This window comes from Paraburkholderia sp. RL17-337-BIB-A (genome assembly GCF_046025895.1).
Taxonomy (GTDB): Bacteria; Pseudomonadota; Gammaproteobacteria; order Burkholderiales; family Burkholderiaceae; genus Paraburkholderia; species Paraburkholderia fungorum_C.
In genome coordinates this window covers 222,009-248,886 of the sequence record NZ_JARESY010000001.1, presented here as the reverse complement: position 1 = coordinate 248,886, position 26,878 = coordinate 222,009, and the positions used below count along the sequence as shown (strand labels likewise).

At 59.0% G+C, this 26,878-nt stretch carries 39 protein-coding genes; 2 read left to right on the top strand and 37 right to left on the bottom strand.

Translation table 11 applies throughout. From position 1 onward, the window contains the following. Positions 1-43 precede the first annotated feature (43 nt). The 5 genes from msrQ to P0D84_RS01175 all read right to left on the bottom strand — a co-directional run bounded on the left by msrQ (position 44) and on the right by P0D84_RS01175 (position 6,153). Positions 44-739, bottom strand: a complete 696-nt coding sequence (gene msrQ, locus P0D84_RS01195; RefSeq protein WP_408331729.1) for a protein-methionine-sulfoxide reductase heme-binding subunit MsrQ — start codon at positions 737-739, stop codon at positions 44-46. A gap of 14 nt (positions 740-753) precedes the next feature. Beyond that, the gene (gene msrP, locus P0D84_RS01190; protein ID WP_408331727.1) at positions 754-1,749 is read right to left on the bottom strand and encodes a protein-methionine-sulfoxide reductase catalytic subunit MsrP; all 996 of its coding nucleotides are present in this window, start codon (positions 1,747-1,749) and stop codon (positions 754-756) included. Between the two features lie 199 nt (positions 1,750-1,948). After that, positions 1,949-3,157, bottom strand: a complete 1,209-nt coding sequence (ccsB, locus tag P0D84_RS01185; protein WP_408331725.1) for a c-type cytochrome biogenesis protein CcsB — start codon at positions 3,155-3,157, stop codon at positions 1,949-1,951. Between the two features lie 4 nt (positions 3,158-3,161). After that, the gene (locus P0D84_RS01180) at positions 3,162-5,384 is read right to left on the bottom strand and encodes a cytochrome c biogenesis protein ResB (RefSeq protein WP_408331723.1); all 2,223 of its coding nucleotides are present in this window, start codon (positions 5,382-5,384) and stop codon (positions 3,162-3,164) included. Between the two features lie 115 nt (positions 5,385-5,499). After that, positions 5,500-6,153 carry a c-type cytochrome gene (locus P0D84_RS01175; RefSeq protein WP_408331721.1) on the bottom strand — a complete coding sequence of 218 codons (654 nt, stop codon included), beginning with the start codon at positions 6,151-6,153 and terminating at the stop codon, positions 5,500-5,502. Between the two features lie 226 nt (positions 6,154-6,379). On the opposite strand from P0D84_RS01175, the gene yihA reads away from it, so the two are divergent. Beyond that, positions 6,380-7,033, top strand: coding sequence for a ribosome biogenesis GTP-binding protein YihA/YsxC (gene yihA / locus P0D84_RS01170; protein ID WP_408331720.1), 654 nt, complete (start codon positions 6,380-6,382; stop codon positions 7,031-7,033). Between the two features lie 261 nt (positions 7,034-7,294). After that, positions 7,295-8,293 (top strand): porphobilinogen synthase, encoded by a 999-nt coding sequence (hemB, locus tag P0D84_RS01165; RefSeq protein WP_408339597.1) that lies wholly within the window; start codon positions 7,295-7,297, stop codon positions 8,291-8,293. A 122-nt stretch (positions 8,294-8,415) separates the two neighbouring features. Here hemB and dsbD read toward each other — a convergent pair whose 3' ends face one another. From dsbD to tuf, 32 genes are all read right to left on the bottom strand, one after another. Continuing rightward, entirely contained in the window at positions 8,416-10,296 is a 1,881-nt protein-coding gene (gene dsbD, locus P0D84_RS01160) for a protein-disulfide reductase DsbD (RefSeq protein WP_408331718.1), read from the bottom strand. After that, positions 10,289-10,615: a divalent-cation tolerance protein CutA gene (cutA, locus tag P0D84_RS01155; RefSeq protein WP_408331716.1), complete on the bottom strand. Its 327-nt coding sequence runs from the start codon at positions 10,613-10,615 to the stop codon at positions 10,289-10,291. The genes dsbD and cutA overlap by 8 nt, the downstream gene beginning before the upstream one ends. 196 nt (positions 10,616-10,811) lie before the next feature. Beyond that, positions 10,812-11,204 carry a 50S ribosomal protein L17 gene (rplQ, locus tag P0D84_RS01150; protein WP_135894945.1) on the bottom strand — a complete coding sequence of 131 codons (393 nt, stop codon included), beginning with the start codon at positions 11,202-11,204 and terminating at the stop codon, positions 10,812-10,814. Between the two features lie 170 nt (positions 11,205-11,374). Then, the gene (locus P0D84_RS01145) at positions 11,375-12,352 is read right to left on the bottom strand and encodes a DNA-directed RNA polymerase subunit alpha (RefSeq protein ID WP_028199575.1); all 978 of its coding nucleotides are present in this window, start codon (positions 12,350-12,352) and stop codon (positions 11,375-11,377) included. A gap of 124 nt (positions 12,353-12,476) precedes the next feature. Continuing rightward, a complete protein-coding gene (gene rpsD / locus P0D84_RS01140; RefSeq protein WP_007180123.1) occupies positions 12,477-13,100 on the bottom strand; it encodes a 30S ribosomal protein S4 in 624 nt (207 codons plus the stop codon). A gap of 156 nt (positions 13,101-13,256) precedes the next feature. Next, complete coding sequence (gene rpsK, locus P0D84_RS01135) at positions 13,257-13,661, bottom strand: 30S ribosomal protein S11 (protein ID WP_006052224.1); 405 nt, start codon at positions 13,659-13,661, stop codon at positions 13,257-13,259. A gap of 28 nt (positions 13,662-13,689) precedes the next feature. Beyond that, positions 13,690-14,055, bottom strand: a complete 366-nt coding sequence (gene rpsM / locus P0D84_RS01130; protein ID WP_012434566.1) for a 30S ribosomal protein S13 — start codon at positions 14,053-14,055, stop codon at positions 13,690-13,692. A 41-nt stretch (positions 14,056-14,096) separates the two neighbouring features. Then, entirely contained in the window at positions 14,097-14,213 is a 117-nt protein-coding gene (gene rpmJ, locus P0D84_RS01125; RefSeq protein WP_004199844.1) for a 50S ribosomal protein L36, read from the bottom strand. Positions 14,214-14,233: 20 nt separating this feature from the next. After that, positions 14,234-14,452 (bottom strand): translation initiation factor IF-1, encoded by a 219-nt coding sequence (gene infA, locus P0D84_RS01120; RefSeq protein ID WP_004521905.1) that lies wholly within the window; start codon positions 14,450-14,452, stop codon positions 14,234-14,236. 8 nt (positions 14,453-14,460) lie between these two features. Next, a complete protein-coding gene (gene secY, locus P0D84_RS01115; protein WP_063497536.1) occupies positions 14,461-15,807 on the bottom strand; it encodes a preprotein translocase subunit SecY in 1,347 nt (448 codons plus the stop codon). A gap of 46 nt (positions 15,808-15,853) precedes the next feature. Next, on the bottom strand, positions 15,854-16,288 hold the full coding sequence (gene rplO / locus P0D84_RS01110; RefSeq protein ID WP_408331713.1) for a 50S ribosomal protein L15: 435 nt from the start codon (positions 16,286-16,288) through the stop codon (positions 15,854-15,856). A gap of 29 nt (positions 16,289-16,317) precedes the next feature. Continuing rightward, complete coding sequence (gene rpmD / locus P0D84_RS01105) at positions 16,318-16,500, bottom strand: 50S ribosomal protein L30 (RefSeq protein ID WP_007180126.1); 183 nt, start codon at positions 16,498-16,500, stop codon at positions 16,318-16,320. Positions 16,501-16,510: 10 nt separating this feature from the next. Next, the gene (rpsE, locus tag P0D84_RS01100; protein ID WP_006052219.1) at positions 16,511-17,029 is read right to left on the bottom strand and encodes a 30S ribosomal protein S5; all 519 of its coding nucleotides are present in this window, start codon (positions 17,027-17,029) and stop codon (positions 16,511-16,513) included. 14 nt (positions 17,030-17,043) lie between these two features. After that, positions 17,044-17,409: a 50S ribosomal protein L18 gene (rplR, locus tag P0D84_RS01095; protein WP_006052218.1), complete on the bottom strand. Its 366-nt coding sequence runs from the start codon at positions 17,407-17,409 to the stop codon at positions 17,044-17,046. 12 nt (positions 17,410-17,421) lie between these two features. After that, positions 17,422-17,952 carry a 50S ribosomal protein L6 gene (gene rplF, locus P0D84_RS01090; protein ID WP_028199570.1) on the bottom strand — a complete coding sequence of 177 codons (531 nt, stop codon included), beginning with the start codon at positions 17,950-17,952 and terminating at the stop codon, positions 17,422-17,424. 18 nt (positions 17,953-17,970) lie between these two features. Next, entirely contained in the window at positions 17,971-18,366 is a 396-nt protein-coding gene (rpsH, locus tag P0D84_RS01085; protein ID WP_006052216.1) for a 30S ribosomal protein S8, read from the bottom strand. A 14-nt stretch (positions 18,367-18,380) separates the two neighbouring features. Further along, the gene (rpsN, locus tag P0D84_RS01080; protein ID WP_006052215.1) at positions 18,381-18,686 is read right to left on the bottom strand and encodes a 30S ribosomal protein S14; all 306 of its coding nucleotides are present in this window, start codon (positions 18,684-18,686) and stop codon (positions 18,381-18,383) included. A 7-nt stretch (positions 18,687-18,693) separates the two neighbouring features. Further along, positions 18,694-19,233: a 50S ribosomal protein L5 gene (gene rplE / locus P0D84_RS01075; RefSeq protein WP_006052214.1), complete on the bottom strand. Its 540-nt coding sequence runs from the start codon at positions 19,231-19,233 to the stop codon at positions 18,694-18,696. 17 nt (positions 19,234-19,250) lie between these two features. Then, a complete protein-coding gene (gene rplX / locus P0D84_RS01070) occupies positions 19,251-19,559 on the bottom strand; it encodes a 50S ribosomal protein L24 (protein ID WP_028199569.1) in 309 nt (102 codons plus the stop codon). 9 nt (positions 19,560-19,568) lie between these two features. Further along, entirely contained in the window at positions 19,569-19,937 is a 369-nt protein-coding gene (gene rplN, locus P0D84_RS01065) for a 50S ribosomal protein L14 (RefSeq protein WP_006052212.1), read from the bottom strand. A gap of 290 nt (positions 19,938-20,227) precedes the next feature. Continuing rightward, the gene (gene rpsQ / locus P0D84_RS01060) at positions 20,228-20,500 is read right to left on the bottom strand and encodes a 30S ribosomal protein S17 (RefSeq protein WP_007180129.1); all 273 of its coding nucleotides are present in this window, start codon (positions 20,498-20,500) and stop codon (positions 20,228-20,230) included. Continuing rightward, positions 20,497-20,691, bottom strand: coding sequence for a 50S ribosomal protein L29 (gene rpmC / locus P0D84_RS01055; protein WP_007180130.1), 195 nt, complete (start codon positions 20,689-20,691; stop codon positions 20,497-20,499). The genes rpsQ and rpmC overlap by 4 nt, the downstream gene beginning before the upstream one ends. Before the next feature lie 10 nt (positions 20,692-20,701). Continuing rightward, positions 20,702-21,118 carry a 50S ribosomal protein L16 gene (rplP, locus tag P0D84_RS01050; protein WP_007180131.1) on the bottom strand — a complete coding sequence of 139 codons (417 nt, stop codon included), beginning with the start codon at positions 21,116-21,118 and terminating at the stop codon, positions 20,702-20,704. Between the two features lie 2 nt (positions 21,119-21,120). Further along, entirely contained in the window at positions 21,121-21,927 is an 807-nt protein-coding gene (gene rpsC / locus P0D84_RS01045) for a 30S ribosomal protein S3 (protein WP_020070582.1), read from the bottom strand. A gap of 11 nt (positions 21,928-21,938) precedes the next feature. After that, on the bottom strand, positions 21,939-22,271 hold the full coding sequence (gene rplV / locus P0D84_RS01040) for a 50S ribosomal protein L22 (RefSeq protein WP_197070230.1): 333 nt from the start codon (positions 22,269-22,271) through the stop codon (positions 21,939-21,941). Between the two features lie 7 nt (positions 22,272-22,278). Further along, positions 22,279-22,554 (bottom strand): 30S ribosomal protein S19, encoded by a 276-nt coding sequence (rpsS, locus tag P0D84_RS01035; RefSeq protein WP_054036552.1) that lies wholly within the window; start codon positions 22,552-22,554, stop codon positions 22,279-22,281. A 10-nt stretch (positions 22,555-22,564) separates the two neighbouring features. Next, a complete protein-coding gene (gene rplB / locus P0D84_RS01030) occupies positions 22,565-23,392 on the bottom strand; it encodes a 50S ribosomal protein L2 (protein WP_115781223.1) in 828 nt (275 codons plus the stop codon). 2 nt (positions 23,393-23,394) lie between these two features. Further along, complete coding sequence (gene rplW / locus P0D84_RS01025; protein WP_007180135.1) at positions 23,395-23,709, bottom strand: 50S ribosomal protein L23; 315 nt, start codon at positions 23,707-23,709, stop codon at positions 23,395-23,397. Next, positions 23,706-24,326 (bottom strand): 50S ribosomal protein L4, encoded by a 621-nt coding sequence (gene rplD / locus P0D84_RS01020; protein WP_007180136.1) that lies wholly within the window; start codon positions 24,324-24,326, stop codon positions 23,706-23,708. Before rplD ends, rplW begins: the two co-directional genes overlap by 4 nt. Continuing rightward, a complete protein-coding gene (gene rplC / locus P0D84_RS01015; RefSeq protein WP_007180137.1) occupies positions 24,326-24,985 on the bottom strand; it encodes a 50S ribosomal protein L3 in 660 nt (219 codons plus the stop codon). Before rplC ends, rplD begins: the two co-directional genes overlap by 1 nt. A gap of 201 nt (positions 24,986-25,186) precedes the next feature. After that, a complete protein-coding gene (rpsJ, locus tag P0D84_RS01010) occupies positions 25,187-25,498 on the bottom strand; it encodes a 30S ribosomal protein S10 (RefSeq protein WP_006998489.1) in 312 nt (103 codons plus the stop codon). A gap of 154 nt (positions 25,499-25,652) precedes the next feature. Next, positions 25,653-26,843, bottom strand: a complete 1,191-nt coding sequence (gene tuf / locus P0D84_RS01005) for an elongation factor Tu (RefSeq protein WP_063497539.1) — start codon at positions 26,841-26,843, stop codon at positions 25,653-25,655. Positions 26,844-26,878: the final 35 nt, after the last annotated feature.

Below are 26,878 nucleotides of genomic sequence, written 5' to 3'. Positions count from 1 at the left end.
GCTGCGGCATCGCCTTTTTTCATTTACGCGCTGTATCTGGCGGTCAGTGCGTCTTTAACCTCCGCTCGCGCAGCCATACGATCAAACGCCACCCCAGCAACGCGACCATGATCGCGCCGTAGATCTTCGGCAAAATCAGGTCGTGCTTGCCCGCCTTCATCCACCAGAAGTGCAGGATGGCGAGCGCACCGATCGCATAGATCGCGCGATGCAGCGTCTGCCAGCGGCGCCCAAGTTTGCGCACCATCGCGCGCGGCGACGTCACGGCCAACGCGATCAGCAACACGAACGCAGCGAAGCCCACGGTGATGAACGGCCGCTTGCCGATGTCCTTGAGAATCGCGGCAACATCGAACCACTTGTCGAACCACAGGTAAGTGGTGAAATGCAGGGTCGCATAGAAGAATGCGTAAAGACCCAGCATTCGACGAAACCTGACGAATGCAGCAATGCCGGTCAGCCGGCGCAAGGGTGTCACGGCCAACGTGATGCAAAGAAAGACGAGCGTCCACAGACCCGTCGAGCGCGTGATGAACTCGATCGGATTCGCGCCCAACCGATCGGTCATGCCGAACAGCGCGAGGCGCGCGAGCGGATACCACGCCGCGATGAACACGACGATCTTGGCCGGCACGATCCAGCGCGCGCCGCTTGCGGGGCGCTTTGCCGTCGCTGACGCCTTGGGGCCTGGCGTCGCGCGCGCGGTTTTAATAGCAGGTTGCGAATCGGAGGAAGCCATGATTACGTTGTCGTTCAAAAATTCTTCTTCAGGTCCATGCCCTGATAGAGCGACGCGACCTGATCGCCGTAGCCGTTGAACATCAAGGTCTTGCGCTTGGGCGTGAAGAAACCGTCTTCGCCGATACGCCGCTCCGTGGCCTGGCTCCAGCGCGGGTGATCGACGTTCGGATTCACGTTCGAGTAAAAGCCGTATTCATTCGACGCATACGTGTTCCAGCTGGTCGGCGGCTGCTTGTCGAGAAAGCGGATCTTCACCAGCGACTTCGCGCTCTTGAAGCCGTATTTCCACGGCACCACCACGCGGATCGGCGCGCCGTTCTGATTCGGCAGCACCTGTCCGTAGAGACCCATGGTCAGCAGCGTCAACGGATTCATCGCTTCGTCCATCCGCAGAGCTTCCCTGTACGGCCAGTCGAGTACCGGTTCCGACAGGCCAGGCATTTGCGACGGATCGGCCAGCGTGATGAATTGCACGTACCTGGCGTTGCCAGTGGGCTGCACACGCTTGATCAACTCCGAGAGCGGCACACCGATCCACGGAATCACCATCGACCAACCTTCGACACAACGCAACCGGTACACGCGCTCCTCGAGCGGCGCGAGCTTCAGCAATTCGTCGATGTCATACACCTTTGGATTCTTGATCTCACCCTCGACGCTCACCTTCCACGGGTGCGGCCGCAAGGTGCCGGCGTTATGCGCCGGATCGGCCTTGTCGGTACCGAACTCGTAGTAGTTGTTGTACGTGGTGATGTCCTTGTATGGCGTGATCTTGTCGAGCGCGACGAACTTCGCGTTGGTCTTCGCCGTGAGCTTCTGCGCCTTCGGATCCTGCGATGAATACGCCGCCAGCGCTTCGCCATTCACGCCGATCAGACTGCCGAGCGCTAACGCGCCCGCCGCCTGCAACACGCGCCGCCGGTTCTCGAAGACGCGCTGCGGCGTGATTTCGCTGCGCGCAATGTCATCGCCGATGAGTTGAATACGGTCGCTTCGCTTGATCCACATCGTGCTGCTCCTTGCCGGCCCATCGGGTTGTCTATCTTACGGGGCCATATTGATGATCGGCTCGTTTAGCCATTCGCCCAGCCATCCATAGGTACTGTTCTAACGAACACCCTGGATGCAGCGAATATTCCGCCAGACATAAAAAAACCGCCGGTGCGAAGCACGCGGCGGGTTCTTGGTCGGCGCTGAACGGCGGATCTTACAGCTTGCCGTAGCTATGCAGTCCCGACAGGAACATGTTGACGCCGAGGAACGCAAAGGTCGTCACCAACAGGCCGGTCAACGCCCACCATGCCGCCACTGCGCCGCGCAGGCCCTTCATCAAGCGCATATGAAGCCACGCCGCGTAGTTCAGCCAGACGATCAGCGCCCACGTTTCCTTCGGGTCCCAACTCCAGTAACCGCCCCATGCTTCCGCCGCCCACAGCGCGCCGAGGATCGTCGCGATCGTGAAGAACGCAAAGCCGACGGCGATCGACTTGTACATCAGGTCGTCGAGCACATCGAGCGCCGGCAGGCGGTCTGCCAGCACGCCGCGCTCTTTCGACAGATACGCGACGCCGACCATCGCCGACAGCGCGAAGCTGCCATAACCGATGAAGTTAGCCGGCACGTGGATCTTCATCCACCAGCTTTGCAGCGCGGGCACGAGCGGCTGAATCTGCTGTGCGTCACGGGCAACCGAATACCACATCAGGAAACCGACAGCCGCGCTGATCACCAGCAGGACAAACGCGCCGAGCGCACGGGTGTTGTAGTGCTGCTCGTAGTACAGATAGAACAGTGCGGTAATCAGGCTGAACAGCACGAACACTTCATACAGGTTCGAGATTGGAATATGGCCGACGTCGGCCCCGATCAGATACGACTCGTACCAGCGCACCATCAGACCGACGAAGCCCATCACCACGGCGGCCCACGTCATTTTCGAACCGATCGCGGCACCGGTTGGTGAACGCGACAGCAGGCCGATCCAGTAGAAGACGGTGGCGAACACAAAGAGCGCACTCATCCACAGAATCGCGGACTGGCTCGACAGGAAATATTTGAGGAAGAAGGCGTTATCCGCGCGCGTCAGATCGCCGTGATAGATCTGGATCGCCAGCAGCGACAGCGCGGCGATGCCCACCATCAGCGGGCGCACCGGCTTCCAGCGCCAGCCCAGCACCACGAACACCGGCACGGCGCAGCACAGCACCAGCTTGTCGTAGTAATTCATGAACGGGTGGTAGCGCGACAGCGCGAATCCCGCGCCCGCAACCATCACAACGGCGAACAGCCAGTCGACGATACCGAGCCGTTTCAGAAACGGCCGCTCGTCATACTGCGCGACGTTGAGCACCTCGTTCGCGAACGCCTTCTGCGGCCGCGAGGCTGAAGAGGATGAGGAAACCTGTGTCAAGTCCATGATCTTACCGGGTCGAATCTTGTGAGCTTGCGGACGGCGTGCCGGCATTGCCGGGTTTGTTGACGGCGCCGGCGGCGTCGGATGCTTCAGTGAGTTTGGTGCCCAACGCGGCGCCTACAGCGTCGCGCGTTTGGATGAACTCCTTTTCGAAGTCGAGCGTTTTGCGCGCGCTCGACATCGCCATCACGACATTCGTGCCGTGATCGGTATCTTTGAGCCAGAACCAGAGGCGCCGTTCGCGGACGTAGAACATCGAAAAGATGCCCAACACGAGGAGCAGGCTGCCAAGATACACGACTTTTTTGCCCGGCGCGCGCGTCAACTGAAATACCGAAGCTTGCACCTGCTTGAAGGAGTCAAGCTGCAAGTAGACCGGCGATCCATACAAAAAGCTGTCGGATATCGCATTGAGCGAGCTCTGGATGAAGCGGCTGGCGTCCGCATTGGCCTGTGCATCGGGCTCGCCCAATTGCTGACGCGACAGTTGCCACAGGTCCCACGTCGCGCCTTCCAGCATGCGCAACAGCAGACCCGCAGCTTTTTCCTGCTCACCCTTCGGCACAGAATGGTCGATGAAAGCCGCGATTGCCTGGAAGCCGCCCACCGCCTGGCCGTTCGGCATCTTTATGCTGTTGTCTCCGCCGGCAAACAGGGTCAGGACACGCAGCGCACTTTCTTCCAGGTGCTGTTGCAATTCGGCATTCGAACCCGGCACCGAACGCAGAGCGAAACGGTGCGCCGCCGTGGCGCGCATGGCCGGATCTTCAAGTGTGGCGCGCAGGTTCATCCATTCCTTGACGGTACCGCCGGTATCGGCCGGAATGCGCAGATAGCGGAATGGGTCGTCCGGATTTACACGCATGCCGGCGAGGAACATTTTTTCGCCGGCGACGTCCACCGGCAGCATGTAGTTGTTGTACTCGCGCGCCTGGCCGTCCTTGTCGCGCACCTTGTACTGCACCGACGGCCCGACGTTATGCAGATCGAGTGGATTCGATGTCTTGGCGCCGGAGCCGAGGCGCTCGTCGAACGCCTCTTTCAGCGTGCGATGCGCGGCGACACCGCGAGCATCGTTCTGGCCGCTGCCGTTCGACACGTTTTCGACGTTGATCGCGCGGAAATCGGTGAATTCGACGGTTTGGCCGTCAGCCAGCGGTGTGGCCGTGTTCAACGGTGCGTTGCCGCCGATCGTGCCGCCGAACGGCGCGGTCTTTGCGCTGTTGCCGGCCATCGGATACGCGGTCATCTGCATCTGCGAGCCGCCGTCCTGGAAACTCGACTGGTAGATCGACACGCCGTCATACGTGAACGGCTTGTTCACTTCGACGCGCGCCGGCACGCGTGCGCCGGTCTTGTGATCGACCACCACGATATCGCTGGCGAACAGCTTTGGCATGCCGGTCGAGTAATAGTCGACGATGAATTTGTTGAGTTCGATCGAGAACGGGAGATCCTGGATCAGAGAGCCGTCCGGCTGATTCAGAATCGCCGTCGACACATGCTGCCCTTCCGGCACCCATGCGTAACCGCGGAAAGTCGGGTTCGATTGCGACAGGCGATGTTCCGGCGGAATGTCGTTGATCACCGTGTTGGCGCGGATCGGCGACTTGTCGAACAGCCACATTTGGAGCTTGATCGGAAGATTGCTGTCGAGCAGACCACCCAGACAGATCACTACGATCGCAATGTGCGCGGAGATGTAACCGAATTTGGTCAACGCGCCGCGCTTGGCCGCGATCAGCGTTGCTCCGTCCGACTCACGTGTGACGAACCTGTAGCCGAGCTTGCCCGAGAGTTTGGCGAGCACCGCCGAGGTCTGCGCGCGCGTGCCATGCACCGCGAACTCGCCCTTGTGATGGAACGCGCGCAGGCTGCCTTCGCGGACCTTGTCCTTCCAGCTCTTGGCGTCCGCCACCATCTTCGGAGCATTGCGGATCACGCACAGCGACACCGACACCATCAGGAAACCGAGAATCAGCATGAACCACCACGAGCTGTACACCGTGTACAGACTCAGCGAGCGGAAGATGTCCGCCCAGAACGGGCCGAACTGATTGACGTAGTTGGGATAGGGATCGTCCTGCGTGAGGACGGTACCGATGATGCTGGCGATCGACAGGATCACGAGCAGCGCGATCGCGAAGCGCATCGAACTCAATACTTCGATGATGCTGCGCGTGATGCGATTGCCCGACTTCGACTGCAGACCCGACGTGGTGACGCTCATTCATACTCCGACTGAACAGCAAAAAAGGGTGAAGGGCTGTCGTAGGCACGACGCCCTCACCCTTTTCTTGTTTTGTACCGACCTCGCCGGGCCGGTTGCACTAGCGTGCGGAACCTTAATGCAAGCCCGCGATGTAATCGGCTACCGCCTTGATGTCACTATCCGACAGACGTGTTGCAATTGCATGCATCGGCTCGTTGTTGTTACGTGCGCCCGGACCTTGCGTGAACGCCATCAGCTGCGCCACCGTATATTCGGCCCACTGTCCCGACAGACGCGGATACTGCGACGGAATCCCTTGACCGGTCGGCCCGTGACAGCTTGCGCATGCCGGTACACCCTTGTCCGCTATGCCGCCGCGATAAATCTTCTGACCGAGCGGGACGGTGTCTTTGTTATGCGCGTAGCCTGGCTTCGGAGTCTGTGTCGAAAAATAGGCAGCCACGTTAACCATGTCCTGATCGGACAGCGCCGCCGCCATGCCCGCCATGATCGCATTGTTGCGCGCGGGTTGCTTGGCGCCCGGCTGCGTCTTGAAATCCATAAGCTGTTTGACGAGATACTCGGGATGCTGGCCCGCCAGCTTCGGATACGCACCGCCGGCACTGTTGCCGTCCGCACCGTGACATGACGCGCAAACCTGCACTGCGATTGCCTGACCCCGATTGACGTCCGGCTTTGCCGGATCTGCTGCTCGTGCCTGAATTGCCAAACCTGAAAGACCTGCCGCTAGTTGAAACGCCATCAGAGCCTTGCACAGTCGATTCATTCGCACACCCTGTCTCGTCTTGTGGGATTTTAGAGGTTTTGCAAGATACGACAGCGACTGAGTGACCCTGAGTGAACATTAAGAGCCGCCAAGGCACGTGGGCCGGCCCCCTCAGGTTTTCAGTAAACCATCGTATTGTACAATAACTCGCTAATCGCTAAGACGCCAGTCGGGCTTGACCCGTCCCCAATCCGGGTTCCCCGGCGTCTCGAATCCTGGCCTGATCATGTCCTTCCTGCTCCACCAATCCCGCTTTTTCACGACCGTCAACCACCTGCGTGACCTGCCGGCCACGGCGCAACCCGAAATCTGCTTTGCCGGGCGCTCGAATGCGGGCAAGTCGACGGCCATCAATATTCTGTGCAATCAGAAGCGGCTGGCCTTCGCCAGTAAGACTCCGGGGCGCACGCAGCACATCAACTATTTCTCGGTTGGAAAGGCGGACGAGCCGACTGCACATCTGGTCGACCTGCCGGGTTACGGCTATGCGGAAGTGCCGGGCGCGGCCAAGGCCCACTGGGAAGCACTGCTGTCCACTTATCTGCAATCGCGCTCGCAGTTGCGCGGCATGATCCTGATGATGGACTCGCGCCGCCCGTTGACGGATCTGGACCGGCGGATGATCGAGTGGTTCGCGCCGACCGGCAAGCCGATTCACACGCTGCTGACGAAATGCGACAAATTGACACGCCAGGAAAGCATCAATGCCTTGCGCGCGACGCAGAAAGGTTTGGCTGAATATCGTACCGCCGGCTATCAGGGCGAATTGACCGCGCAGTTGTTCTCGGCGCTCAAGCGCGTCGGCATAGACGAAGCGCATGAGTTGATCGAAAGCTGGCTGATCCCCGACGCGAAGGGCGAAACAGACGCCCCGCAGTAGCCGCACGGCACGTACGAGCGCAGGCAAAAGCGCCTTTTTGGCCCATTTCGGCCACTCATAAAAAAACCCGCCGCTTTAACGGCGGGTCAAACAGCCTAATCGAAAAAACGACAGGCACCCGCTCAGGGAGGAGAAGCGGGGAGGTCAGCGCCAGGCGCCTTGCTCGATCGGTATGATATACCATTGTCTCGAAAAGTTTCCGGGAGCGGAGGCAGGCGTTACTTGTCCACTCCACACATCCAACGTTTCTTCGATGCGTATATGAGCTTCTACCCGCACTACCGTCCGCGCCGCATGCGCCGTGACGACTTCTCGCGTCGTCTGATGCGAGAAAACATCCTCACCACCAACGACCTGATTTACCCTGTGTTCATCGTCGAAGGCACCAACGTGCGACAAGCCGTACCGTCGATGCCGGGCGTCGAGCGTGTGTCGGTCGATCTGCTGATGGGTGTGGCCGAACAATGCGTCGAGTTGGGCGTGCCCGTGCTGTCGCTGTTCCCGGCGATCGAGCCTTCCTTGAAGACGCCTGATGGCCGCGAAGCGACTAATCCCGCCGGTTTGATCCCGCGCGCCGTTCGCGAGCTGAAAAAGAACTTCCCCGATCTGGGTGTGCTCACCGACGTCGCGCTCGATCCGTACACGAGCCACGGCCAGGATGGCGTACTCGACGAGGCCGGCTACGTGATCAACGACGAGACCGTGGAGATTCTCGTTGAACAGGCGCGTGCGCAGGCTGAAGCGGGGGTCGATATTGTCGCGCCCTCGGACATGATGGACGGCCGCATCGGCGCGATCCGCGAAATGCTCGAGAGCGAGAGCTATATCCACACGCGCATCATGGCTTACGCGGCCAAGTTCGCGTCGGCGTTTTACGGCCCGTTCCGCGATGCCGTCGGTTCCGCGACGAACCTCGGCAAGGGCAACAAGATGACCTACCAGATGGACCCGGCCAATTCGAATGAAGCGCTGCGCGAAGTGCAAGCGGACATCGAGGAAGGCGCGGACATGGTGATGGTCAAGCCAGGCATGCCGTATCTGGATATCGTGCGTCGCGTGAAGGACGAGTTCAAATTCCCGACTTACGTGTACCAGGTGAGCGGCGAATACGCGATGTTGAAGGCGGCCGCGCAGAACGGCTGGCTGGACCACGACAAGGCGATGATGGAATCGCTGCTGGCGTTCAAGCGGGCAGGCGCGGATGGCGTGCTGACCTACTTCGCGCTGGATGCCGCGCGAATTTTGCGCTCGCAGAAGTGATTTGATTCGACGCGTCGCCGAGGCGGTCGGCGGCGGTCTGATAGCTCAAAAGAAACGGAGGCGGACTTTTTCAGTCACGCCTCCGTTTTTTTTGCACACATTCGCGGAAAACCCCACCGCCGTTAGGCGCCGGGCGCACTCGCGCGATCGAGGCTGCGCAGGAACTTGTCCGCGGACTCGTATCCGACGACGCGCAATACTTCCCTGCCGCCTTGATCGAAGAAGATGATGCCAGGCGGCCCGAACAAGCTGAAACGCTTGAGCAGCATCTGATCATCCGCGTTATTCGCGGTGACGTCGGCGCGCAGGAGGTTCATCTGCTTCAACTTCGCCTGGACACGCGGATCGCTGAACGTGAACTTCTCCATCTCTTTGCAGCTGACGCACCAATCGGCGTAAAAATCGAGCATAGCGGGCTGCGCAGCCGTTTTGACGGCCTCGTCGAGCTCGGTCGAGGAACGCACCGAGGCGAACGTCAGATCGTTCTGTGACGCTGCATTAGGCTCGTTGGAGGTGCTTGCGACAGTAGCCTCACTACCGCCTCGCGCGGCCAGAACAGCCAGCGGACGCAGCGGATCAGACGAGCCCGCAGCCAGGCCGACCAGCAGCACCGCCGCCCAGATTGCCAGCGCCGCGCCGATACCACGGCCGAGCCGGCGCCACACCGAGGCGCCTGCGGTTGGGCCAGAGAAAAGACCGAGTCCGGCGGCGGCGGTCAGCAGCCACAGCGCGCTCAACAGCATTGTCGCTGTCGCACCGAGCACCGGCCAGACGATCCACAGGGCCGCAGCAAGCAGCACCACGCCGAAAAACACCTTGACACCGTTCATCCATGTGCCGGCGCGCGGCAACAACGTACCGGCGCCAAGACCGATGATCAGGAGCGGCACACCAAGACCGAGTCCCATCGAGAACAGCGCCGCGCCGCCGAGCAATGCATCGCCCGTATGCGCGATGAATGCCAGCACGGCAAAGAGTGGCGCCGTCATGCAGGCGCCCACCACTAGCGCGGACAGCGCGCCCATTACGGCAACTGCGGCGAACTTGCCGCCGGAACGCCCGGTCGACGCACGCGACACACCGTCTTGCCAGCGCTGTGGCAACGCGATGTCGAAACCCGCGATCAGGGTCAATGCGAAAACTGTCAGCAATACGCCAAACGTTCCAAGCACCCATGGGTTCTGCAGCCACGCGCCGAGGCTCTGGCCAACCAGCGCCGCCGCGACGCCAAGCGCCGTGTACACAAGCGCCATGCCGATCACGTACGCCAGCGACAACGCGAAGCCGCGGGCGCGCGTCACCCGCGTGCCTTCGCCGATGATGATCGCCGACAGGATCGGGATCATCGGATACGAGCACGGCAACAAACTGAGCACGGCGCCGGCCACGAAATAGAGCCCAATGATCGCGAAGAAGCCACCACCTTGCAGCAGGGACTGCGCATAGTCGGCACTGGTGGCGCGGTCGTACCACGAGGTGCCGGCGCCTGCGGGTTGTTGCGCTGCAGCGGCCGCGGGAGCGGCTGCGCTGTCGACGGGCTGCAACGCAGCGCCGCTGACGTGGTACACGCGCTCCATCGGCGGATAGCAGATGCCGGCATCAGCGCAGCCTTGAGACGTGACAGCGAGGTCGAACGGCCCCTGGGCCTGTTTCACAGGAATGCGGATCGTCAGCTCATTGCGATAGGTTTCGACGTTCTTGTTAAAGGTCTGATCGAACTTCACGTGGCCAGCGGGCAGTTGCGGCTCGCCGATCGTCGTCGCGCCGTTACGGACCGCGAACGCGAAGCGCTCGCGATACATGTAGTAACCGTCTGCGATCTTGTAAGTGACGTCGATTTCACCGGGCTTTTCGGTCGCGCTGAATTTGAACGCGACGGCAGGATCGAGGAAGTCGTCCGCAGCGTGAGCAAGCGTGCCGAACTGCGAGAAGATCAGGCAGCCGAGCAGGAAAAGGACCGTGCGTAGCGCATTGCGCGCACGTCGATTTGGACCGTTAAACATGAAGAGGACGTTGGGTTTCAGCAGTGATCCACTGGCCGTACGCGGCCGATCCCATGGCTTGCCACGAGAGGATTTCCGGCGTGTCGTAAGGGTGGTGCGCCTGAATGTACTGCTCGAGTTCCAGCGCGCGTGCGCAACTCGTCTTGAACAGTAACTGAATCTCCTGCGCTGTTTCGATCGTACCCTGCCAGTGATAGCTGGACTGCACAGTGCCTAGTTGCGTAACGCAGGCACATAGCCGCGCGGCCAGTGCATCCGCGGCGAGCTTCTGAGCAACGGTGGCATCCGGTACCGTCGTCAGAATCAAGGTTACATTCATGCTCACAAAGGCTCCGGGCAGGCACGATTCAAGTGCAGATATTATCACCTGACTTTGCGGTACCTCGGGTTGCTGCAGGTGCCGCAGCGGCAAGCATGCGGCAGTTGGCCGCCACGATCGGCATACAGCAGTGAATTTCACCGCCGCAAACAAAAAAGCCAGGCTGGGTGCCTGGCTTTTTTTCAATGCTAAAAGCTTATTCAGCCTCTTGCACTTCAACTTCTTCAACTTCCGGACGGTCCAGCAATTCGACCAGTGCCATCGGTGCGTTGTCGCCGACGCGGAAGCCGAACTTCAGGACGCGCAGGTAGCCGCCCGGACGGGTAGCGTAACGCGGGCCGAGGACGTCGAACAGCTTCGTGACCGAATCACGATCGCGCAGGCGGTTGAACGCCAGACGACGATTTGCCAACGACGGCTTCTTGCCGAGCGTGATCAACGGCTCGACCACTTTACGGAGTTCTTTCGCCTTCGGCAGCGTCGTCTTGATGACTTCGTGCTCGATCAACGAGTTGGACATGTTACGGAGCATTGCCAGACGGTGGCTGCTCGTGCGGTTCAGTTTCCGCAGACCATGACGGTGACGCATGTTAATTCCTTTGATTCAAAGTTTTGGTCCAGCTCTTCTATCGCGCTCGATCCACCCGAAGGCGTGAGTGCACGGGCCGGTAGTGAAAAAAGACAAGACGCGGATTTTAAAGGAAAATCCGCGTCTTTGCCACTGCAGCGGCGGGGCTTGTCCCGAGACTACTTGTCGACTTACTTGTCCAATCCTGCCGGCGGCCAGTTTTCGAGTTTCATGCCGAGCGTCAAACCGCGCGACGCCAGTACTTCCTTGATTTCGTTCAACGATTTGCGACCCAGATTCGGGGTCTTGAGCAACTCGTTTTCCGTGCGCTGGATCAGGTCGCCGATGTAGTAAATGTTCTCGGCCTTCAGGCAGTTCGCGGAACGAACCGTCAGTTCGAGATCATCAACCGGACGCAGCAAAATCGGATCGATCTGCGGCGCACGCGACGGCGCTTCCGCCGTTGCTTCGGTGCCTTCCAGTGCAGCGAACACCGACAGTTGATCAACCAGAATACGCGCCGATTGACGGATCGCTTCTTCCGGCGAGATCACACCGTTGGTCTCGATGTTCATCACGAGCTTGTCGAGGTCGGTACGCTGTTCGACGCGCGCGCTTTCAACGGCGTAGCTCACGCGGCGAACCGGCGAGAATGACGCGTCCAGCACGATGCGGCCGATGATCTTGGCCGACTCTTCGCCGTAACGACGCACATTGCCCGGCACATAACCACGGCCCTTTTCGACCTTGATCTGCACGTCGAGCTTACCGCCCTTCGACAGATGCGCAATCACGTGATCCGGGTTGATCACTTCGCAATCGTGCGCGAGTTCGATGTCGCCAGCGGTGACAACGCCTTCGCCTTCCTTGCGAAGCGTAACCGTCACTTCATCACGGTTATGCAGCTTGAACACCACGCCCTTCAGGTTCAACAACAGGTTGACCACATCCTCTTGCACACCGTCGAGCGTCGAATACTCGTGTACGACGCCTGCGATCGTCACTTCGGTCGGCGCGTAGCCTACCATCGACGATAGCAGCACGCGCCGAAGCGCGTTACCCAAGGTGTGGCCGTAACCGCGTTCAAACGGTTCCATGACCACTTTCGCGTGGCTCTCACCAAGCGATTCAACTGCGATGATCTTGGGCTTCAACAAACTGGTTTGCATAGGTTTTCCTTTTCAATACCCTCGGCTCGTTACACCGATAAGGCTGACCGGTAACAACCTGAAAATAAACAGCCGAGACGCCCCCTTGCGCAACGCAATCGGGGTGCCCCGGCCGTTAATCCGATTACCGCGAATACAATTCGACGATCAGGCTTTCGTTAATATCGCCAGCGATGTCGCTGCGTTCCGGCTTCTGCTTGAACGTGCCTTCGAACTTCTTCGAATCGACAGCGACCCAGCTCGGCAGACCGCCTTGCTCAGCCAGCGACAGCGCTTCGAGAATACGCGCCTGCTTCTTCTTTTGTTCGCGCACTGCAACGACGTCGCCCGCCTTCACTTGCATCGACGGAATGTTCGACACAACGCCATTCACCGTGATCGCCTTGTGGCTCACGAGCTGACGCGCTTCAGCGCGCGTCGAGCCGAAGCCCATGCGATACACGACGTTGTCGAGACGCGATTCGAGCAATTGCAGCAGGTTTTCACCCGTGTTGCCCTTCAGGCGGTCGGCTTCAGCGAAGTAGCGGCGGAACTGACGCTCGAGGACACCGTAGATGCGCTTCACTTTTTGCTTTTCGCGCAGCTGCGTGCCGTAGTCGGACGTACGTGCACCCGACGTGCGGCCGTGTTGGCCGGGCTTGCTGTCAAGCTTGCACTTGTCAGCGAGCGAACGACGAGCGCTCTTCAGGAAGAGGTCAGTGCCTTCACGGCGGGACAGCTTGGCCTTAGGGCCGATATAACGTGCCACGTTGATTCCTTCTATGATTAATCACACGAATGCATGCACTCGTGCTAGTTCGAGCCCTTTGGGTCGAACGGTGGGCTTAGTCAATTCAATAGCGCAAGCAGCCTGTGGTCGCCGGCTTGAACCCCGGCGGCAACAGGCGCTAGCGAGAACAGCGTCTTAGATGCGACGACGCTTCGGCGGACGGCAGCCGTTGTGCGGGACCGGCGTCACGTCGGAGATCGCGGTGATCTTGATACCAAGACCATGCAACGCGCGCACCGCCGATTCGCGGCCAGGACCGGGGCCCTTGATCCGCACTTCGAGGTTCTTCACGCCGTATTCCATCGCCACGCGGCCAGCCGACTCGGCTGCCACCTGGGCTGCAAACGGGGTCGATTTACGCGAACCCTTGAAGCCCTGACCACCCGACGTTGCCCAAGCAAGTGCATTGCCTTGACGATCGGTGATCGTGATGATGGTGTTGTTGAACGACGCGTGAACGTGAACCACGCCCTCGGCGACGTTCTTCTTGACCTTCTTGCGAACGCGTTGCGCCGCGGAGTTGTTCGAAGCCTTAGCCATTACGTTTTCCTGTAACTGTCAGTTCCGCTTACTTCTTCAGCGATTGCGCTGCACGACGCGGACCCTTGCGCGTACGGGCATTCGTACGCGTGCGTTGGCCACGCAGGGGCAAGCCCTTGCGATGACGCACGCCACGGTAGCAGCCGAGATCCATCAGGCGCTTAATGTTCATCGTCGTTTCACGGCGCAGATCGCCTTCAACGATGAACTTGCCGACTTCTTCACGCAGCTTTTCGAGGTCTGCGTCGTTCAGGTCCTTGACCTTCTTCGAAAATGCCACACCAGCAGCGACGCAAATGTCGCGCGAGCGCGTGCGGCCGACACCGTAAATTGCCGTCAGGCCGATTTCGGTATGCTGGTGATTCGGGATGTTAACCCCTGCGATACGAGCCATTGTTTTTCCTCAAACAAAAAGCGCAGCAAAAAGCGCGGCGTTCAGCCTTGACGCTGTTTGTGGCGCGGATCAGAGCTGCAAATCACGCGCACAACGCCTTTGCGCTTGATGATCTTGCAATTGCGGCAAATGCGCTTAACCGATGCCATCACTTTCATGATATTACCCTTTTTTCAAATCACTTCGCCCGGAACACGATCCGCGCACGCGACAGATCGTAAGGCGTCAATTCAACCGTTACCTTGTCGCCCGGCAAGATTCGGATGTAGTGCATCCGCATCTTGCCGGATATGTGTCCCAATACGACATGGCCGTTTTCCAGCTTCACCCTAAAGGTAGCGTTAGGCAGGTTTTCGATGACTTCACCCTGCATCTGGATAACATCGTCTTTGGCCATAAGTCCTTTCAACGCATCGGGACGCCGCCGCCTTTGAAATTAGCTTTCTTCAGCAGCGATTCATACTGTTGCGACATAACGTACGACTGCACCTGCGCCATGAAATCCATTGTGACGACGACAATGATCAGCAGCGACGTTCCACCAAAATAAAACGGCACGTTCCAGCGCAGTACCAAAAATTCAGGCAGCAGACAAACAAACACGATGTAGATCGCACCAGCCAGCGTCAGACGCGTCAGGATACGGTCGATATATCGCGCGGTTTGATCGCCCGGGCGGATGCCTGGGACGAAAGCGCCACTCTTTTTCAGGTTGTCGGCCGTTTCCCTGCTGTTGAACACCAGTGCGGTGTAGAAAAAGCAGAAGAAGACGATCGCCAACGCGTACAGCAACACGTACACAGGTTGACCGGGCTTAAGGGCTTCGGCCACGTTGTGCAACGTGTCTGCGAACCAGCTGGTACGCGACCCCGAACTAAACCAGTTCAGGATGGTTGCCGGGAAGAGAATGATCGACGATGCAAAGATCGGCGGAATCACGCCCGACATATTCAACTTCAGCGGCAGATGTGAAGACTGTCCGCCGTAAATCTTGTTACCGACTTGCCGCTTGGCGTAGTTCACAAGAATCTTGCGCTGGCCGCGTTCGATGAACACCACCAGATACGTCACACCAGCAATCAGCGCAACCACGATAATCGCCGAGATGATGCTCATCGAGCCGGTTCGCACCAGTTCGAAAAGACCACCGATTGCGTTCGGGAAACCCGCCGCAATACCGCCGAAAATGATGATCGAGATACCGTTACCAAGCCCACGTTCCGTGATCTGCTCACCCAGCCACATCAGGAACATCGTCCCGGTCACCAGCGTCACGACCGTCGTCAACCGAAACACCATCCCCGGATCGATCACCAAGCCCGGCTGATTTTCCAGTGCGACGGCGATGCCGAACGCCTGGAACGTCGCCAGCAGGACCGTAAAGATACGCGTGTACTGCGTAATCTTCCGTTGACCCGCCTGCCCTTCCTTTTTCAACGCTTCCAGCTGCGGCGAGACAATCGCCAGCAACTGCATGATGATCGACGCCGAAATGTACGGCATGATCCCCAGCGCAAAAATCGTGAACCGCGAAAGTGCACCACCCGAGAACATGTTGAACATGCCAAGGATGCCGCCCGACTGGCTTTGGAACAACTTTGCCAGTTGGTCCGGGTCAATACCCGGCACCGGAATGTGCGCGCCGATACGGTAGACGATCAACGCCAGCAGCAGGAACACTGCACGCCGACGCAGATCGCCAAACTTCGCCGCGCTGCGACCGGGTTTTGCGAGACTCGGACTGTTAGCCAAGTACCTTCTCCGATGCAAATGCTAGTGACGGCAAATAACTTGCGCGTTACTCGGCAAAAGAGCCGCCGGCTGCTTCAATAGCAGCGCGCGCACCCTTCGTCGCACCCAGACCCTTCACAACGACCTTGCGTTTCAGCTCGCCCGTCGCGATGATCTTGGCGCTCTTGATCAGCTCGCCGAGCAGGCCGGCTTGTTTCAGAGCCAACAGATCGATTTCGTCGACCGGCAGCTTTTCCAGATCAGAGAGACGCACTTGACCGGCGAATTCCTTCGTCAGCGAGGTGAAGCCACGCTTCGGCAGGCGACGTTGCAGCGGCATTTGACCGCCTTCGAAGCCAACCTTGTGAAAGCCGCCCGAACGCGACTTCTGACCCTTGTGACCACGGCCAGCCGTCTTGCCCAGACCGGAGCCGATACCGCGGCCGACGCGACGCTTAGCGTGCTTCGAGCCTTCAGCCGGCTTCAGGTTATTCAATTCCATTATCAACTCCTTGAGTCCTGGTCAGCCGCTTAGCTGATGACCTTAACGAGGTACGAAACCTTGTTGATCATGCCGCGCACAGCCGGCGTGTCCTGCAACTCGCTAACCGAGTTGAGTCGGCGCAGGCCCAAGCCACGCACCGTCGCACGGTGCGTTTCACGGGTGCCGATCAGGCTCTTGACGAGCTGGACCTTGACAGTTTTATCAGACATGGTGTCCACCTTAGCCCAGAATATCTTCGACGGACTTGCCGCGCTTCGCCGCGATGTCACCCGGCGTGGACTGCTTGCGCAGACCGTCGAGCGTTGCACGAACGAGGTTGTACGGGTTCGTCGAACCGTGGCTCTTGGCCACAACGTTCTGCACGCCCATCACGTCGAACACTGCGCGCATCGGGCCGCCAGCGATCACACCGGTACCGTCCTTCGCCGGAGCGAGGAGGACCATGGATGCGCCATGCTTACCGTGCACTTCGTGTTGCAGGGTACCGTTCTTAAGCGGCACCTTGAACATGTTGCGGCGCGCCTGTTCCATCGCCTTCTGAACAGCGACCGGCACTTCCTTCGCCTTGCCCTTGCCCATACCGACGCGGCCATCACCGTCGCCAACCACGGTCAGTGCGGCAAAACCGAGAATCCGGCCGCCCTTCACAACCTTGGTCACGCGGTTGACCGAAATCATTTTTTCACGAAGGCCGTCGTCGCGTTCGTCAGCCTGAACTTTCGCTTGCATCTTTGCCATGACGAATTCTTCCCTTAGAACTTGAGTCCGGCTTCGCGCGCCGCATCAGCCAGCGCTTTCACGCGGCCGTGGTAACGGAAACCCGAACGGTCGAAGGCGACGGATTCGATGCCGGCAGCCTTAGCCTTTTCTGCAATGCGCTTACCGATCAGGGTCGCTGCAGCGACGTTGCCGCCCTTGCCCGTCTGATCAGCCAGTTGCGCACGCACTTCGGCTTCGAGCGTCGACGCGCTGGCGAGCACCTTGGTGCCGCACGGCGAGAACACTTGCGCATAGATGTGCGTGTTCGTGCGATGCACGGCGAGACGCGCGACCTGCAGCTCAGCGATCTTGATACGCGTCTGACGAGCGCGGCGCAGGCGAGATTGAGTCTTATCCATGATTGCGCACCCTTACTTCTTCTTCGTTTCTTTGAGGATCACAACCTCATTGGCGTAACGCACACCCTTGCCCTTGTAGGGCTCCGGCGGGCGATAGCCGCGCACTTCTGCAGCGACTTGGCCAACTTGTTGCTTGTTGATCCCCTTGATCACGATTTCGGTTTGCGTCGGGGTTTCAGCCTTGACGCCTTCCGGCATCTGGTGCACCACGGGGTGCGAGAAACCCAGCGACAGGTTCAGCTTGTCGCCTTGCGCCTGTGCGCGGTAACCGACGCCAACCAGCGTCAGCTTGCGCTCGAAACCCTTCGTCACGCCGTTCACCATGTTCGCAACCAGTGCGCGCATCGTGCCCGACATCGCATTCGCTTCGCGGCTTTCGTCCACCGGCTCGAACTTCAGCGTGCCGTTGTCGTTCACCACTTTAACGAGGCTGTTTGCAGCTTGCGAAATCGTACCCAGCGGACCCTTGACGGTAATGCGTTCGTCGCTCAGGGCCACTTCTGCGCCTTGCAGCGCGATCGGGCTTTTACCTACTCGAGACATGTTTCTCTCCTTTCGGCCTTAAGCGACGTAGCAGATGACTTCGCCGCCAACGCCCGTTGCACGCGCCTTGCGGTCCGTCATCACGCCCTTCGGCGTCGACACGATTGCCACGCCGAGGCCATTCATGACCACGGGGATGTCGTTACGGCCGCGGTACACACGCAGACCAGGCTTCGAAACGCGTTCAATGCGCTCGATCACCGGACGGCCAGCGTAGTACTTCAACACGATGTTCAATTCAGACTTCGCACCTTCGGACTTCACTGCGAAATCATCGATATAGCCTTCGTCCTTCAGGACCTGCGCAATCGCAACCTTGACTTTCGACGAGGGCATTGTCACCGAAACTTTCTCAACCATCTGCGCGTTGCGGATGCGAGTCAGCATATCGGCGATAGGATCACTCATGCTCATTTACGTTTCTCCTATTACCAGCTCGCCTTGGTCAGGCCAGGGATCTCGCCGCGGAACGCGATTTCGCGAATCTTGTTACGCGCCAGCCCGAATTTACGGAACGTGCCACGCGGGCGACCGGTAATTGCGCAACGATTGCGCTTACGGGTCGGGTTAGAGTTGCGCGGCAGTTGTTGCAGTTCCAGACGTGCTGCGTAATGCTCTTCGTCCGACTTGCTCATATCGCCGATGATCGCTTTCAGCTCAGCACGCTTGGGAGCGTACTTAGCGGCCAGGCGAGCACGCTTCTTTTCACGTTCGATCAGTGCCAGTTTAGCCACGGTAACCTCAGTTTCTGAACGGGAACTTGAAGCTGGCGAGCAGAGCCTTTGCTTCGTCGTCGGTCTTCGCAGTTGTCGTGATGCTGATGTTCAGCCCACGCAGTGCGTCGATCTTGTCGTAGTCGATTTCGGGGAAAATGATCTGCTCTTTCACACCGATGTTGTAGTTGCCGCGACCATCGAACGCACGACCCGACACGCCACGGAAGTCGCGCACACGGGGGAGCGCAACCGTCACGAAACGGTCCAGAAATTCGTACATTGCCTGACCACGCAACGTGACCATTGCACCGATCGGATAGCCCTGACGGATCTTGAAGCCAGCGATTGCCTTGCGTGCCTTCGTGATCACCGGCTTCTGGCCTGCGATCTTCGTCAGGTCGCCAACGGCGTTTTCGATGATCTTCTTGTCAGCAACCGCTTCGCCAAGGCCCATGTTCAGGGTGATCTTGGTGATGCGCGGTACTTCCATCACGGACTTGTAACCGAACTTCTCGATGAGGCCGGGTACAACCTTCTCTTTGTAAAACTCTTGCAAACGAGCCATTTTTTTACTCCGCAGCGTCAGGCGCTCAGCACAGCACCGGTCGTCTTAAGGAAACGGACTTTCTTGTCTCCTTCGACCTTGATGCCTACACGCGACGCCTTGCCATTCGCGTCGACCAATGCGACGTTCGAAATTTGCAGCGGCATCGTCTTGGCTTCCACACCGCCCGTCGTACCCTTCATCGGGTTCGGCTTGACGTGCTTCTTGACGAGGTTGATACCCTCGACAATCACCTTGTCTTCGCCTACGGACAGCACGACGCCGCGCTTGCCTTTATCTTTGCCGGTGATGACGATAACTTCGTCACCTTTGCGAATCTTGTTCATCGCAACTCCTTACAGCACTTCAGGTGCCAACGAAACGATCTTCATGAATCGTTCGCTGCGCAACTCGCGCGTAACAGGCCCGAAAATACGGGTGCCAATAGGTTCGAGCTTGGCATTCAACAGCACTGCAGCATTGCCATCGAACTTGATCAGCGAGCCGTCTTGACGACGCACGCCCTTGGCGGTGCGAACCACCACGGCGTTATAAATTTCGCCTTTCTTCACGCGCCCGCGCGGCGTTGCTTCTTTGACGGTCACCTTGATGATGTCGCCAATGCTGGCATAACGACGCTTCGAGCCGCCGAGAACCTTGATGCACATGACTTCACGCGCACCGGTGTTGTCGGCCACTTCAAGCCGAGTTTCGGTCTGGATCATGGTTTATCTTTCCCAACTTAATCCGGTCACACCACCATGGCGTACCCGGTCAGTCTTGGTCCCGTCAGCCAATCGGCTGCTTGGGTATGAACAGCAGCGACGGCAAACGAAACCCGCCATCGCAATCCGGTGAATCCTTCGGAACAGACTGGCGCCTGAACCGCTTCCCCCACCAACTTCGCCCGCGACGGGGCTCCCATAAAAGAGGGAAGACCGAGATCATATCACATGATCCCGGTCTTGCAAGCGAAACTTACTGCGATTTCAACTACTTCTACAACTTTGCGGCGTCAGATGACGCGAGCAGCCTCGACCAGGCGAGCCACAACCCAAGCTTTCGTCTTCGAAATCGGACGCGTTTCCTGGATTTCAACGAGGTCACCCTCGTTGTACGTGTTCGCATCGTCGTGCGCGTGGTACTTCTTCGAACGCACAACGTACTTGCCGTAGATCGGGTGCTTCACGCGGTGCTCAACCAGCACGGTGACCGTCTTGTCCATCTTGTTGCTGACGACCTTGCCGACCAGCGTCCGCTTGAGCGAGGTTTTTACGCTATCGTTCATTTCTGGTTCGCCTTCTCAGTCAGGACGGTCCGCACACGTGCGATGTCGCGACGAACCTTCTTCAGCTGGCTCGTGTTCGTGAGCTGCTGGGTCGCGAGTTGCATGCGCAGGCCGAATTGCGCCTTCAACAGGTCCGACAGCTCCTTGTTGAGCGCGGCCTGATCTTTCTGGTGAAGTTCGGAAGCCTTCATCATTTACTCCTTAGGCGCCGAGCTGACGCACGATAAACGTCGTCTTGAGCGGCAGCTTAGCTGCAGCCAGACGGAACGCTTCGCGTGCCAGCTCTTCGGTTACGCCGTCCATTTCGTACAGCATCTTGCCCGGTTGAATCTCCGCGACGTAGTACTCAGGGTTACCTTTACCGTTACCCATACGTACTTCAGCCGGCTTGTGCGAGATCGGCTTGTCCGGGAAGATGCGGATCCAGATGCGGCCACCACGCTTGATGTGACGCGTCATTGCACGACGTGCCGCTTCAATCTGGCGCGCGGTCAAGCGACCACGACCGATAGCCTTCAGGCCGAACTCACCGAACGACACCGCGTTGCCGCGGGTAGCGATACCGGTGTTACGACCCTTCTGCTCTTTGCGATACTTTCTGCGTTTCGGTTGCAGCATCGTTATTCTCCAGTCTTCCCGTCGCCGCCGGCACCGCCAGCACGACGAGGAGCGCCACGGCGTGCACCTGCCGGGCCACCACCTTCACCATCGCGACGCGGACGGCGATCGCCACCCGGACGTGCGTTGCGGCGCGGACGCTTTTCTTCGGCGACTTCTTCAACCACCGGTGCGTCGTTGCGGCCGAGCGTGTCGCCCTTGTAGACCCACACCTTCACGCCGATGATGCCGTACGTCGTCTTCGCTTCCGAAGTTGCGTAGTCGATATCAGCACGCAGCGTATGAAGGGGCACGCGACCTTCGCGATACCATTCCGTACGAGCGATTTCGATACCGTTCAGGCGGCCCGCGCTCATGATCTTGATGCCCTGTGCACCCAGACGCATTGCGTTTTGCATCGCACGCTTCATCGCGCGGCGGAACATGATCCGGCGCTCGAGTTGTTGCGTGATCGAATCCGCGATCAGTTGCGCATCGGTTTCCGGCTTACGGATTTCTTCGATGTTGACGTGAACCGGAACGCCCATGCGGCGTTGCAGTTCCGACTTCAGCAGCTCGATATCCTCGCCCTTCTTGCCGATGACGACACCCGGACGCGAGCTATAGATCGTGATGCGCGCGTTCTTCGCCGGACGCTCGATAACGACGCGACCAACCGAAGCGTTTTTCAGCTTCTTCTTCAGGTATTCACGAACACCGATGTCTTCCTGCAACATCGCCGCGAAATTGTTGTTGTTCGCGTACCAACGCGACGCCCAATTGCGGCTGACGGCCAAACGGAAGCCAGTCGGATGAATTTTCTGTCCCATCGTATGACCCCTTAATTCCCGACCGTCACAGTGATGTGACAGGATTGCTTCTCGATGCGGTTACCGCGGCCTTTAGCGCGCGCAGTAAAACGCTTGAGCGACGCAGCCTTGTCGACCATGATGCTCGTTACCTTGAGCTCATCGATATCGGCGCCTTCGTTATGCTCCGCATTCGCGATCGCCGACAGCACGACCTTTTTCACGATTCCCGCAGCCTTCTTCGGCGAGAACGTCAGAACGTTCAGCGCCTTGTCGACCGGCAAACCGCGGATCTGGTCAGCCACAAGGCGCGTTTTCTGCGCCGAGATGCGGGCACCGCGATGAATTGCTTTCACTTCCATCATGAGCCCCTTATTTCTTAGCCTTCTTGTCGGCTGCGTGACCCTTGAACGTCCGGGTCAATGCAAACTCGCCAAGCTTGTGGCCGACCATGTTTTCCGAGATGTAAACCGGAACGTGTTGACGGCCGTTGTGAACGGCAATCGTCAAACCGATGAAGTCCGGCAGAATCGTCGAACGACGCGACCAGGTTTTGATCGGCTTCTTGTCACGTGCAGCGGCTGCCGACTCAACTTTCTTCAGCAAATGGGCGTCGCAGAACGGACCTTTTTTTACAGAACGTGCCATTGCCTACTCCTTAACGCTTGTGACGGCGCTGGACGATCATGCTCGTCGTGCGCTTGTTGCTGCGGGTGCGATAACCCTTAGCAGGCGTGCCCCACGGGCTCACCGGATCGCGACCTGCAGCCGTCTTGCCTTCACCACCGCCGTGCGGGTGATCGACCGGGTTCATTGCAACGCCACGCACCGTCGGGCGGATACCGCGCCAGCGATTCGCGCCAGCCTTACCGATTTGACGGAGGCTATGCTCTTCGTTGCCAACTTCACCAATCGTCGCGCGGCATTCAACGTGAACGCGGCGGATTTCACCTGAACGCAGGCGGACCTGTGCGTAGATGCCTTCACGAGCCAGCAACATCGCCGACGTGCCAGCCGAACGCGCCATTTGCGCGCCCTTGCCCGGCAGCATTTCGATGCAGTGAATCGTCGTACCGACCGGAATGTTGCGGATCGGCAGCGTGTTACCTGCGCGGATCGGAGCTTCCGAACCCGACATCAGTTGCTGGCCAACCGTCACACCCTTCGGAGCGATGATGTACTTGCGCTCGCCGTCTGCGTACAGAACCAGCGCGATGTTCGCGCTACGGTTCGGATCGTACTCAAGACGTTCGACCTTCGCCGGAATGCCGTCCTTGTTGCGACGGAAATCGACTACGCGATAGTGATGCTTGTGACCACCGCCCTTATGACGCGTGGTGATGTGGCCGTTGTTGTTACGGCCGGCGGTCGAGGATTGCGAATCGAGCAGCGGTGCGAACGGCTTGCCCTTATGCAGATCCTTGTTGACCACCTTGACCATCGCACGGCGACCCGGCGAAGTCGGCTTAACTTTAACGATTGCCATGATTACTTGGCCTCCGCTTCAAAGTTGATTTCCTGGCCGGGCTTCAGGCAGACGTACGCCTTCTTCACGTCCTTGCGCTTGCCCATGAAGCGGCCAAAGCGCTTGGCTTTGCCCTTCGAGACCAGCACGTTGACGGAATTGACTTCCACCTTGAACAGCAGCTCGACTGCAGCTTTCACTTCCTGCTTCGTGGCATCGGGCGCGACTTCGAACACAACTTGCTCGTTCTTGTCGGCCACCAGCGTCGCCTTTTCGGAGATCACCGGCGCGAGCAGGACCTGCATCAAACGATGATCGTTCTTGCGAATCTCGCTCATGACAGCAACTCCTCGATCTGGGCGACCGCAGCCTTCGTGATCAGGATCTTCTTGAAGTAGATCAGCGACAGCGGGTCGGCGTAACGCGGCTCGACAACTGCCACATGGGCGAGGTTGCGCGACGCGAGGTACAGGTTTTCGTCAACCGTGTCGGTAATCACCAGCACGGAGTCGAGACCCATCGCCTTGAATTTTTCGGCCAGCAGCTTCGTCTTCGGCGCTTCGAGCGTCAGCTCGTCGACCACCGAGATACGGCCTTCGCGGGCCAGCTGCGAGAAGATCGAGCAGAGACCTGCGCGATGCATCTTCTTGTTGACCTTGTGCGAAAAGTTCTCTTCCGGCGAATTCGGGAAGATCCGGCCACCGCCGCGCCACAACGGGCTCGACGACATACCGGCACGGGCGCGGCCCGTACCCTTCTGGCGCCACGGCTTCTTGGTCGTGTGCTTGACTTGCTCACGGTCCTTCTGCGCGCGGTTGCCGCTACGGGCATTCGCTTGATACGCCACCACAACCTGGTGAATCAGGGCTTCGTTGTAATCGCGGCCGAACACTACGTCCGACGCGCTAACGCCTGCACCTTCCTGACCATTGGCATTCAGGAGCTTAAGTTCCATTATTTCGCTCCTTTCACGGCACGCGTCTTCACGGCCGGCGTAACGAATACCTTGCCACCCTTCGCACCCGGAACGGCGCCCTTGACCAGCAACAGCTTGCGGTCAGCGTCGATACGAGCGATTTCGAGGTTTTGCACGGTTACCGTATCGTCACCCATGTGACCGGTCATGCGCTTACCCGGGAAAACACGACCCGGATCCTGCGCCATACCGATCGAACCCGGCACGTTGTGCGAGCGCGAGTTACCGTGCGATGCACGGCCGGATGCGAAGTTGTAACGCTTGATGGTACCGGCGTAGCCCTTACCGATCGACACGCCTTGCACGTCGACCTTCTGGCCTACTTCGAACAGGTCAGGACCGACCACGGTGCCGTTCGACAACTCGGCAGCCTTAGCAGCATCGATCTGGAATTCTTTGAGGATTTCACCGGCTTGAACACCGGCTTTGGCGAGATGACCGGCCAACGGCTTCGTCACACGCGATGCACGGCGCGTACCGAATGCAACCTGCACGGCGGTGTAGCCGTCGGTTTCAACAGTCTTGATCTGCGTCACGCGGTTGTCGGACACGTCCAGCACGGTAACGGGAATCGAATCCCCTTCTGCCGTGAAGATACGGGTCATGCCAACCTTGCGACCTACGAGTCCAAGGCTCATCGTTTTCTCCATTCCCGACTGCGATTGGTCGGGGCTAATTTACAAAATGCCGGTGCCGTTTCGGGCATGAATTCATGCTGCAGCACACCGACTTTTTTGCGCAAATGCGCGAAAAGCCTTGCATTATAGCGAGGCTTTTCGTTTTCCGCAAGCAATCAATGACTTAGCGCTGTCCGGCACGCCGGGCAACCGCTACAAGCCTTATTGGAGCTTGATTTCCACGTCCACGCCAGCCGGCAGGTCCAGCTTCATCAGTGCGTCAACGGTCTTGTCCGTCGGGTCGACGATGTCCATCAGGCGTTGGTGCGTACGGATTTCGAGCTGATCGCGCGACGTCTTGTTCACGTGCGGCGAACGCAGGATGTCGAAACGTTGAATGCGGGTCGGCAGGGGCACCGGACCACGAACGATTGCGCCAGTCCGCTTTGCCGTGTCGACGATTTCAGCTGCCGATTGATCGATCAGGCGATAGTCGAAAGCCTTCAGGCGAATGCGGATTTTCTGGTTCTGCATGACAATTCCTTGGAAAGAGCGAGGCGGTATTGCGCCGCCAGATAGTAAAAGAACGTAGAGCCGGGCATGAGATAGGAGTAAGCACTGAAGCGCCAATTCCTAAAGACAGGTGCCCGGCTCCGGGCACCACTTACTGCAAGTTCAACTCGCGATTTTACTCGAGAATCTTGGCAACCACACCTGCGCCGACCGTACGACCGCCTTCGCGAATTGCGAAGCGCAGACCTTCTTCCATCGCGATCGGGTTGATCAGCTTCACCGTGATCGACACGTTGTCGCCCGGCATGACCATTTCCTTGTCCTTCGGCAACTCGATCGAGCCCGTCACGTCCGTCGTACGGAAGTAGAACTGCGGACGATAGTTGTTGAAGAACGGTGTGTGGCGGCCGCCTTCGTCCTTGCTCAGCACGTACACTTCAGCCGTGAAGTGCGTGTGCGGGTTGATCGAACCCGGCTTCGCCAGAACCTGGCCACGCTCCACGTCTTCACGCTTCGTGCCGCGCAGCAGGATACCAACGTTGTCGCCTGCCTGACCCTGGTCGAGCAGCTTACGGAACATTTCCACGCCCGTGCACGTCGTCTTCACCGTCGGCTTGATACCGACGATTTCGATTTCCTCGCCGACCTTCACCACGCCGCGCTCGACGCGACCCGTCACCACCGTGCCGCGACCCGAGATCGAGAACACGTCTTCCACCGGCATCAGGAACGCACCGTCAACTGCGCGCTCCGGCGTCGGGATGTACGTGTCCAGCGCGTCGGCCAGATTCATGATCGCCACTTCGCCCAGCTCGCCCGTGTCGCCTTCCAGCGCCAGCTTGGCCGAACCCTTGATGATCGGCGTGTCGTCGCCCGGGAAGTCGTACTTCGACAGAAGTTCACGAACTTCCATCTCGACGAGCTCCAGCAGCTCAGCGTCGTCCACCATGTCGCACTTGTTCAGGAACACGATGATGTACGGAACGCCAACCTGGCGCGCCAGCAGGATGTGCTCACGCGTTTGCGGCATCGGGCCATCTGCGGCCGAGCACACCAGGATCGCGCCGTCCATCTGCGCAGCACCCGTGATCATGTTCTTCACATAGTCAGCGTGGCCCGGGCAGTCGACGTGTGCGTAGTGGCGGTTAGCCGTTTCGTACTCGACGTGTGCCGTGTTGATCGTGATACCACGCGCCTTTTCTTCCGGCGCCGCGTCGATCTGGTCGTATGCCTTTGCTTCGCCGCCAAACTTCTTGGTCAGCACCGTCGTGATCGCTGCCGTCAGCGTGGTCTTGCCGTGGTCAACGTGACCGATCGTGCCGACGTTCACGTGCGGCTTGGTCCGTTCGAATTTACCTTTAGCCATGTTTCTCTTCTTTCAAAAGTTAATCGTTGAATGAC